We start from the raw sequence: 9,808 nt of genomic DNA on the forward strand, positions 1-9,808 counted from the left end.
CCCCCCCCCCCCCCCCCCCCCCCCACTCCCCCGAACCGGCCCTGCCGATTTTACCCGCGGCCCCGGACTCCGAATTCGAGTCCCCCCCCCCGCCGGAAGCCGAACCGTTTTCCGCTCCCGAAGCCGAAACGGGTTGGCCGCACCCCGACTCCCACCCCGACTCGCCCCGACGCCAAGTGCTGCCCCTGATACACGATCGCCGGGTGATGGGCTTTTTGGTCACCGGCCGCGACGACCGGCCCTGGAACTCCCAAGAACGGCAGCAACTCCAGGCGATCGCCCACACCCTCACCACCGCCTGCATTTTGGAGCGCCGCTCCCAATGGCTGCGGGAGCAATTCGCCCGGCAGTACCAACTCCAGAGCCGCGAATACGAAACCCTGCACGGGCTGCTGCACCAACTCAAAAGCCCCCTCACCGCCCTGAGGACCTTCGGCAAACTCCTGCTCAAACGCCTACTCCCCGACGACCGCAACCGCCGACTCGCCGACAACATTTTGCGGGAGAGCGATCGCATCCAAGAACTGCTCGAACAGGTCGATCGCAGCGTCGGACGGGGCGAGGACGTCCTCAGCCTGCCCCCCCTCGACATCGACATTTCCGACGCGGCCGAAGCCCCCTCACCGCCCCCGGCCCTGCTCCCGGCCGCCGACGTCGCCGAACCCTTGCAAATCGAAACCATCCTCGATCCCCTCTGGACCTCCGCCTGCGCCATCGCCGACGACCGTCGCCTCACCTGCATTTCCGAAATTCCCGCCGCCCTCCCCCCCGTACTCGGCAACGCCAAAGCCCTGCGGGAAGCCCTCGGCAACCTGCTGGACAACGCCCTCAAATACACCCCCCCGGGGGGGCAAATTTACCTGAAAGTCGCCGTCGAATCGGACTCCCGCCTCGGGGTCGCCGTCAGCGACACCGGACCCGGCATCCCCCCCAGGGACCGCGACCGCCTGTTCGAGCGGGGCTACCGGGGCATCCGGGCCGGGGGCGACATCCCCGGAACCGGCCTGGGGCTGGCGATCGCCCGCGACCTCCTCGATCGGACGGGGGGAGATATCCGGGGGGTTTCCCCCGCCCTCCCCGAATGGCTCCCCCACGGGGTCTCCCCCCGGGGCGGGGTGGGAACCACCTTCGTCGTGTGGCTGCCCCGGGCGGGTTGACTCCCCAACCCCGATCCCCCCATTCTCCCGATGGGTCGATTTTGGTATCGTATAATCCTTGAGTGCAGTTTCGACCCCCACAAAACAAGGCATTATCATACATTCGCCATCCTCCGAGGTGGCTCTCAAAATGCGATCGACGGGTCCGGGTCGAAGGAGTCAACTGCGCCGAACCCATACCAGGGATAAAAGATCATGGAAAATTTGGTCAGACGAGAAGATATTCTCGCCCGCGCTGAAGATAGAAGAAATCTCTGCCGGATCATGAGCTGGGCGCACCTTTACGTTTCGATCCGGTGGGCGCACACCCATTTGTACATCGGCATTCCCAGTACCGTACTGGCCGCCGCCGCCAGCGTCCAGGCGATCGCCGAACTGCAAAAACCCGAAGGCGGCACGACCTTCGCATTTTACGTCGTCTTTTCCGTATTGGTGGCGGGATTGGCCCCCCTGCTCACCTTTCTGAATCCCATCGAGAGGGCTAACGACCACAAAGCCGCCTCCCGGGTGTACGAACAGTTGGGGGACGCCTACGACAAATTCTTGCTCGAATGTCTCGTCAATCCCCGGGATCTCCTTTCCGAACTCGAAGATCTCGCGGCGTTGAACTCGCAGTACGGCGAACTGAAAAAGCCCCTGCCCATCACCCCCGAATGGGCCTATCAGAAAGCCGTGAAAAAGTCCGATAAAAATCAGTTGGTGGCGACTTACTCGCAAAGCTACAGGGTTTCTCAATCGACAGGTCAAGTCCGTTTATCTGACGAGGAAGTTCGGGGGAGCTATCAAACCCCGTCCCTCTAGGGCGGGGGGTGTCGAGGTCTGGCCATGAAACCCGATTTGGAAGGGCTCGAAATTAGCCGGGGGGAACTCAAACATCTCAGCGGACTGGGCGTGAACCGAGTCTACCGCCCCCCCACCCTGAAAAAATTTGGGCGCGAGGGCGTCAAAACCCTCGTCGCCTCGGGGCTGATCTTCCTCAGTTACGGAATTTTGAGCGCGATTGTTCCCCGATATCAATGGGCGTTGGGGAGCGTCCACGCCATCGCCGCGGCGGGACTGATTCTCGACGACACCCTGAAACTGATCGCCACCCACCGCCATCAAACCGCGATCGCCATCTGGGAGCAGGTGGAACGCTACAATGCCATCGTCAGGGCGATCGACCTGTTCGACGGCCTCGAACAAGCCGGAAATCCCCAGGGCGCGTGGGCCGATCGAAAACAAATGATCGAAGCTTTGACACTGATCCGAGCCGAACTGGTGCGGGCCCTGAAAACCGAAGCCTTGCTCCGCAAAAACCGCCAATTTATCGCCGAATCCGGCGATTTATTCCCGCCCGACCTCTCGAATTGGATCGCCCCCAAATTGGCCGACTTCCCGGACGATACCCCCCACGGGCACCTGCTGGCCGAAGCCTGGAAGGTAGCCGTCGCCGTCGAAACCCAGTTGAAACCGTTGCGCGATGATCGCCGTCCCCCCCGATTTTGAACCCCACTCTCACCCTCCTCTAGCCCCGGCGTCCGATCGATGGTAGGCTGTTGATCGAACTCCGAATCCCGACCTCGATCCTGCTGTGCCAGTTACTCCGAAACCGATCCGATGCAACCCAAAATAATCGTTCTGGATGACGATCCGACCGGCTCCCAAACCGTCCACAGTTGCCTGCTGTTGACCCGCTGGGACGTGGAGACCCTGCGGCTGGGACTCGCCGACCAATCCCCCATTTTCTTCATCCTCACCAACACCCGGGCGCTGACCCCGGAAGACGCCGACGCCGTCACCCGGGAAGTTACCCACAACCTTAAAGAAGCGATCGCAGCCGAGTCCGTCCAAGATTTCATGGTGGTGAGCCGCTCCGACTCCACCCTGCGGGGCCACTACCCCACCGAAACCGACGCCATCGCCGAAGAGTTGGGACCCTTCGACGCCCACTTCCTCGTCCCCGCCTTTTTTGAAGGGGGACGCATCACCCGCGACGGCGTTCATTACTTGAAAATTGATGGCGTCGATACCCCCGTCCACGAAACCGAGTTCGCCCGGGATTCCGTGTTCGGCTACCACCACAGCTACCTGCCGGATTACGTCGCGGAAAAAACCGGGGGTAAAATCCCAGCCGCATCCGTGGAATTGTTCAAACTCGACACTATCCGCAACGGCACCCTCGACCGCCTCATGCACCTGACCGGAAATCAGTGCGTGGGAGTCGATGGGGAAACCCAGGCCGACCTAGACCGCTTCGCCTCCGACGTCCTCACCGCTGCCGGCCGGGGCAAGCGGTTCCTGTTCCGCAGCGCCGCGAGCATCCTCACCTCCCTCGCCGCCCTCGGCCCCCAACCTCTGCCCCCGGACGAGATGGGACAATACACCCGCCACCATAAACCCGGGGTGGTTTTGGTGGGCTCCCACGTCAAAAAATCCACCCGGCAACTCGAACGGTTGCTCGAAGAACCCGATGTCGTGGGGGTGGAAGTGGATGTCTCCCACCTCCTCGAAGATAGCCCGACTCGGCGCGATGAACTGCTCCGCCAGATCTGCGATCGCGTCGCCGCCGTCCACGCCGGGGGACAAACCCCCGTCATCTACACCAGCCGGGAGGAAATCACCTTTGAAAATACCCAGATCCGCCTGAAATTTGGGGCGGCGGTTTCCGCCCTGCTGATGGACATCGTGCGGGGGTTGCCGGACGATATCGGATTTTTGGTCAGCAAAGGCGGCATCACCTCCAACGACGTGCTGAGTACGGGATTGGCTTTGAGAACCGCCCGCCTCCTCGGACAGGTGCTGCCGGGATGTTCGATGGTGAAAACCCCCGCCGACCACCCCCAATTCCCGAATCTTCCCGTGGTGCTGTTCCCCGGCAACGTCGGCGATGCCGACGGCTTGGCGACGGTTTGCCGACGCCTGAGTCCGGAATAATTGACAATTGACAATTGACAATGAATTCTGGGACTCCCCACTCCCCACTCCCGACGTTGAGAGTTGAACTGGTCACTATGTCTTCTGATGCGCCCCAATCGACCGAAGTTTTGGCCGAAGAAACACCCCAGGCACTGCCCCCGGCTCCGGCCACCCAGTCCCAGGTGCGGTTCCGGCGGGAAGGGGATTGTCTGCTGCTGATCCTCCCGGAAGAAACCGGCCGCGATCGCCCCGAAGCCTCCAATGGCAGCACTTGGACGGAACTGTGGCAGCAGCTTAAACACCGCATCAACGGCGGCGAACACGCCTGGGAACCGGGTACGGATGTGCATCTGGTGGCGAAAAATCGCCTGTTGGACGGACGCCAGCTTCAGAGCATCGCCGAAGCCCTCGCGGAAGTGCAACTGGAACTCAAGCGGGTGAAGACCGGCCGCGCCCAGACGGCCGTGGCCGCGGCGATGGCGGGATATTCCGTCGATCGCGACTCCGAACGGAACCACCTGGCTCAAACGGAAGCTGACCCCGCCTCGGTGCAAGCCGAACCCCTGTATCTGAAAATGACCCTGCGATCGGGGGTGGATATCCGACACCCCGGGACGGTGGTGGTGTTGGGCGACGTCAACCCCGGCAGTTCCATCGTCGCCGACGGCGATATCATCGTCTGGGGACGGCTGCGGGGCACCGTCCACGCCGGGGCCCGCGGCAACCTGCAAAGTTTGGTCATGGCCTTGCAGATGGAGCCGACGTTGATCCGCATCGCCGACCGCGTGGCCCGCGGCCCCGAACAATCCCCCGACCTGTTTTTCCCGGAAGTCGCCTACATCACCGCCAATGGCATCCGCATCACCCGGGCTAACGAGTTCGGTAAGGCGAAAATCTGGCAAATTCGGGGCTAGAAACGGTATTGGGGAGTCGATCCTCGGGAGTTGGAGAAAGAGACCTTCACGGATAATTGTCAATTATCAACCGTCAATTATTTATTAAAATTCTGCTATCATCGGTGTCGCGTCGCGATCGCCCACTCCCGAATCTCTGAATTTTCAAAACCTGCTAATAATTAGGTCGGGGCGACTTCAGCAGGGGCAGGCGATCGGGTAGGATGAATTCACCCGATTCTCAGATGGTCGCCTTTCCCGAAAATTGACGGGGAACATCGGGGTTATCCAGAATTGGGAGTCGGGAGTCGGGGAAAGGAAGTTAATTGTCAATTGTCAATTATCAATTATCAATTCCCAACACCTGTACTGCTAACAAACGAACCACCAGCATGAGTCGCATTATCGTTGTCACCTCTGGAAAGGGAGGGGTCGGGAAAACGACCTCCACAGCTAATCTCGGCATGGCTCTGGCCCAACGGGGACACTCGGTTGTGGTCATCGACGCCGACTTCGGCTTGAGAAATCTGGACTTGTTGCTGGGTTTGGAAAACCGCATCGTCTACACGGCGGTGGAAGTGCTCTCGGGGGACTGCCGCCTGGAACAGGCCCTGGTCAAAGATAAGCGCCAGCCACGCCTGGTGCTGCTCCCCGCCGCCCAAAACCGCATGAAAGATGCCGTCACCCCCGAACAGATGAAAGAGTTGATCGGCCAACTGACACCCAAGTACGAATATATATTGATCGACTGTCCGGCCGGGATCGAGCAGGGGTTCCAAAATGCCATCGCCCCCGCCAAGGAGGCGATCGTCGTTACCACCCCCGAAATTTCCGCCGTCCGGGACGCCGACCGCGTCATCGGGTTGCTCGAAGCCAACGGCATCAAGCGCATCCGCCTGCTGATCAACCGCATTAAACCGGGGATGGTGCAAGCCAACGACATGATGTCCGTCCAAGATGTGGAGGAAATTCTCGCCATCCCCCTCGTTGGCATCATCCCCGATGACGAACAGGTGATCGTCGCCACCAACAAGGGCGAACCCCTGGTGTTGTCGGAAACCACTTCCGTCGCCGTCATCGCCTTCAACAATATCGCCCGCCGCCTGGAGGGGGAAAAAGTTGAATTTATGGATCTCAACCCCGCGCCGGAAGGTTTTTTCACTCGGCTGCGAAAACTGCTGTCGTCTAAGATTGTCTAGTAGGTCGCCGCTCCGGGCGAACCCCACCCGAGACAGATTCCGGGTCGCCGACTCCAGTCCCCGCGATCGGCACCGGTCATCTTCCCCCAGTCCCCTACTGGATGCGCGAGGGTCTCATCTGGGGCCTCTGGCAGCTCGGGCGCAGATTTTCCACCCCTACCGACCGATAATCCCGCAAATCTGATGAAGATCAATGAATTTCTCGAACGACTCTTTCCCCGCACCACCTCCACCAGCCGTGATGCGGTCAAACAACGGCTGAAGCTCGTCCTCGCCCACGATCGCGCCGACCTGTCCCCGGAAATGGTGGAAGCCATGAGGCGGGAGATCCTGGAAGTGGTGTCCCGGTACGTCGAAATCGACACGGAAGATTCCGAATTCGGCCTCGAAAGCGACCAGCGGGCGACCACCCTGATCGCCAACCTGCCGATCCGCCGGGTCAAAAATACCCCCGCGTCCAATTCCTGAACCCGTCCGCACGCCCCCGACCGGGCATAAACTTTCTCGGCAAATTTTCTCTGGAATGTCTCCATAGAGTGATACCCTAATAGATGGCAATATTAAATTCTTCTAAAGCTTGCCGAACACGTCGGATTAGCTCGATAAGGAAATAGGCGAAAGCATGGTCACCACCGCAGAAAAAACAAACGTCGGCTACGTTACTCAAATCATCGGCCCCGTTGTCGATATTAAATTTCCCAACGGCAAATTGCCGGAAATCTACAACGCCCTGAGAATTTCCGGGAAAAACGAAGCGGGTCAAGATATTTCCGTCACCTGCGAAGTCCAGCAACTTCTCGGTGACAACCAAGTGCGCTCCGTTGCCATGAGCGGAACGGATGGCCTGGTTCGCGGCATGGAAGTGACGGATACCGGATCGGCGATTAGCGTGCCCGTCGGCACCGCTACCCTGGGTCGGATTTTTAACGTCATCGGCGAACCCGTAGACAACTTGGGCCCGGTTCAAACAGAAGAAACCTTCTCCATTCACCGCTCCGCGCCCGCCTTCGTGGACTTGGAAACCAAGCCATCTGTCTTTGAAACCGGTATTAAAGTATTAGACTTGTTGGCCCCCTATCGTCGGGGAGGCAAGATTGGCCTGTTCGGTGGGGCCGGGGTTGGCAAAACGGTGATCATGATGGAATTGATCAACAACATTGCCATCAACCACGGTGGGGTTTCCGTGTTCGGGGGCGTGGGCGAACGCACTCGGGAAGGAAACGACCTTTACAATGAAATGATTGAATCGGGCGTAATCGACACCGAAGATCGTTCCAAGTCTAAGATTGCCCTCGTCTACGGTCAGATGAACGAACCCCCCGGGGCGCGGATGCGGGTGGGTCTGTCAGCCCTGACAATGGCTGAATATTTCCGCGATGTCAGCAAACAAGACGTGCTCCTGTTCATCGACAATATTTTCCGGTTCGTGCAGGCGGGTTCGGAAGTATCCGCACTCCTGGGACGGATGCCCTCCGCCGTTGGATATCAGCCGACTTTGGGCACGGAAATGGGGGAACTGCAAGAGCGGATTACCTCCACGAAAGAAGGCTCGATCACCTCGATTCAAGCCGTTTACGTCCCGGCCGATGACTTGACAGACCCCGCTCCGGCCACCACCTTCGCCCACTTGGACGCGACTACGGTGCTGTCCCGGGCTTTGGCGTCGAAGGGGATTTACCCCGCCGTCGATCCCCTGGATTCCACCTCCACCATGTTGCAACCCAGTGTGGTGGGTGAGGAACACTATCAAACCGCCCGAGCCGTACAGTCCACCCTCCAGCGTTACAAAGAACTCCAGGATATCATCGCGATTCTGGGTCTGGATGAATTGTCCGAGGAAGACCGTTTGACTGTGGCTCGTGCTCGTAAGATTGAGCGTTTCCTGTCCCAACCTTTCTTTGTGGCTGAGGTGTTCACGGGTTCTCCGGGTCAATATGTGCCTTTGGAAAAGACCATCAAGGGCTTCCAGATGATTCTGAATGGGGAACTCGACGATCTACCGGAACAGGCCTTCTACTTGGTCGGCGATATCGATATGGCGATCGCCAAAGCCGAAAAGATGAAGGAAAAAAATCAATAAATCGGGTCGCCCAGATCTCGAATTTTGACGGGTCGGGGAGTCGGGGCGGATCGCCTCCGAAATCCGACTCCCTTCCGGCTCCCGACCTTCAGTTGTGGATTACATTCAACACCGAACTTATGACATTAACCGTGCGCGTCATCGCCCCGGATCAGACGGTCTGGGACGCTACGGCCGAGGAAGTGATTCTCCCGAGTACCACCGGCCAACTCGGAATTCTCAGCGGCCACGCCCCCCTGCTGACGGCTCTGGATACCGGAGTCATGCGGATCCGACCCAAAAATGAATGGATCGCGATCGCCCTGCTGGGGGGATTTGCCGAAGTGCAAGAAGATGAAGTGACCATTTTGGTCAACGGCGCCGAGCGCGGCGACAAGATCGACACCGAAGCCGCCCGCCAAGCCTTAGCCAAGGCGGAAGCCGCGGTAGAGCAAGCCAGCGCCGGCATCAATTTGCAGGAGCAGATCAAAGCCAAGCAAGCCCTCAAACGGGCCCGAGCTCGACTGCAAGCGGCGGGTGCTGCGGTCGAAGTTTAGATCCGATCGAGAATCTGGGGAATCCCGAACGAAACCCGAATGCCGGGGCGGTTGAGGTTCCCCAATTTTTTGGGTCATTTCGGGCGATCGCAGGCCCGCAGTTACCGGGGTTGGCAAACCGCCCCGCCGCCGCTCCAAACCGGAAAACCGTCATCATTTCTCAGGTTCAGCGTCTGACCTCCGGCCGTGATTTGACCGGCGATCATCATCGGTTCTCCGCCCCAGTCGATTCGCGATCCCGTCACTTCGATCGCGTCGTCGGGGGAAATTTGAACCGCCTGCCGATCCCAAAACCACGACGGCCCCATGTGCACCTCGATCTGTTCGTTATTGTCGGTTTCCAAAATCGCGTGCATTCCTCCGGGTCCCCGACCGCCCCGGAAATTTTCCGTATCGACCGAGACAATCCGGCCCCGGACGGTTTCGACTTGGCCGGGGTCGTACATCATCGGGCCTCCCCGTCCTCCCCGCCCCATTCCTTGCTGGCGTCCCCATCCGGGGCCGCGACCGCGACCGCGACCGCGACCGGGGCCGTAGCCTTGCCCCCGTCCCGGGCAGTTTTGATAGACTTCCTGGGGATTGTCCGAATTTCCGCCAATATTGTCCGAAGTCGGCTGTGAGGATACGGTGGCGGTATTGAGGGTGACGAATCCCGTCGCGATCGCCAAACCGACGCCCGCGATCGTCCCGTAGCGCTGTTTCTTATTCATATGAACCTCCTGGCCGTTCGCCAGTGTTCTGCTATTCCTACGATAAACCCTCCAGTTGCCGGAGAGTGTAGGGTGAGATGGAAATTCTATCGGCGGGGAGATTGGTCGGGATGGAAGCACAATCCTTCACCCAGACCGATGATATATAAATAGATATAGCAACGAGCGATCGCGTGTTTACAGTTCCGTCCAGGGGACAAACCTCTACGAATACTTCCAGACGTTGATGTACGGCACCAACTCCGTTTACATATCATTGGGTAACCAATCCCCGCGAAGACAGCGACGGGGCTTTCTAGCCCTAACCTGTTACTCTGTCTCGCAGAGAGCAAGAC

The 9,808-nt window shown here is 59.4% G+C and carries 10 protein-coding genes; 9 read left to right on the plus strand and 1 reads right to left on the minus strand.

Going from position 1 to position 9,808, the window contains the following annotated elements:
• The 9 genes from LKE08_RS01920 to atpC form a co-directional block, all read left to right on the plus strand.
• On the plus strand, positions 1–1,157 hold a 1,157-nt coding region (locus tag LKE08_RS01920), incomplete at its 5' end, for a HAMP domain-containing sensor histidine kinase (RefSeq protein ID WP_324702501.1).
• A gap of 195 nt (positions 1,158–1,352) precedes the next feature.
• Positions 1,353–1,958, plus strand: coding sequence for an SLATT domain-containing protein (locus tag LKE08_RS01925; protein WP_324702502.1), 606 nt, complete (start codon positions 1,353–1,355; stop codon positions 1,956–1,958).
• Positions 1,959–1,982: 24 nt separating this feature from the next.
• Positions 1,983–2,645: a hypothetical protein gene (locus LKE08_RS01930; RefSeq protein ID WP_324702503.1), complete on the plus strand. Its 663-nt coding sequence runs from the start codon at positions 1,983–1,985 to the stop codon at positions 2,643–2,645.
• 111 nt (positions 2,646–2,756) lie between these two features.
• Entirely contained in the window at positions 2,757–4,073 is a 1,317-nt protein-coding gene (locus tag LKE08_RS01935) for a four-carbon acid sugar kinase family protein (protein ID WP_324702504.1), read from the plus strand.
• 77 nt (positions 4,074–4,150) lie between these two features.
• The gene (gene minC / locus LKE08_RS01940; RefSeq protein WP_324702505.1) at positions 4,151–4,969 is read left to right on the plus strand and encodes a septum site-determining protein MinC; all 819 of its coding nucleotides are present in this window, start codon (positions 4,151–4,153) and stop codon (positions 4,967–4,969) included.
• Positions 4,970–5,340: 371 nt separating this feature from the next.
• Positions 5,341–6,147, plus strand: coding sequence for a septum site-determining protein MinD (gene minD, locus LKE08_RS01945; RefSeq protein ID WP_324702510.1), 807 nt, complete (start codon positions 5,341–5,343; stop codon positions 6,145–6,147).
• A gap of 183 nt (positions 6,148–6,330) precedes the next feature.
• Entirely contained in the window at positions 6,331–6,615 is a 285-nt protein-coding gene (minE, locus tag LKE08_RS01950) for a cell division topological specificity factor MinE (RefSeq protein WP_324702506.1), read from the plus strand.
• Between the two features lie 154 nt (positions 6,616–6,769).
• Entirely contained in the window at positions 6,770–8,227 is a 1,458-nt protein-coding gene (gene atpD / locus LKE08_RS01955) for a F0F1 ATP synthase subunit beta (protein WP_324702507.1), read from the plus strand.
• A 119-nt stretch (positions 8,228–8,346) separates the two neighbouring features.
• A complete protein-coding gene (gene atpC, locus LKE08_RS01960) occupies positions 8,347–8,763 on the plus strand; it encodes an ATP synthase F1 subunit epsilon (RefSeq protein WP_324702508.1) in 417 nt (138 codons plus the stop codon).
• Between the two features lie 101 nt (positions 8,764–8,864).
• On the opposite strand, the gene LKE08_RS01965 is transcribed toward atpC, so the two are convergent.
• Positions 8,865–9,473 (minus strand): hypothetical protein, encoded by a 609-nt coding sequence (locus LKE08_RS01965; protein ID WP_324702509.1) that lies wholly within the window; start codon positions 9,471–9,473, stop codon positions 8,865–8,867.
• Positions 9,474–9,808: the final 335 nt, after the last annotated feature.

The organism is Lyngbya sp. CCY1209, from assembly GCF_035615495.1.
GTDB lineage: Bacteria > Cyanobacteriota > Cyanobacteriia > Cyanobacteriales > Microcoleaceae > Limnospira.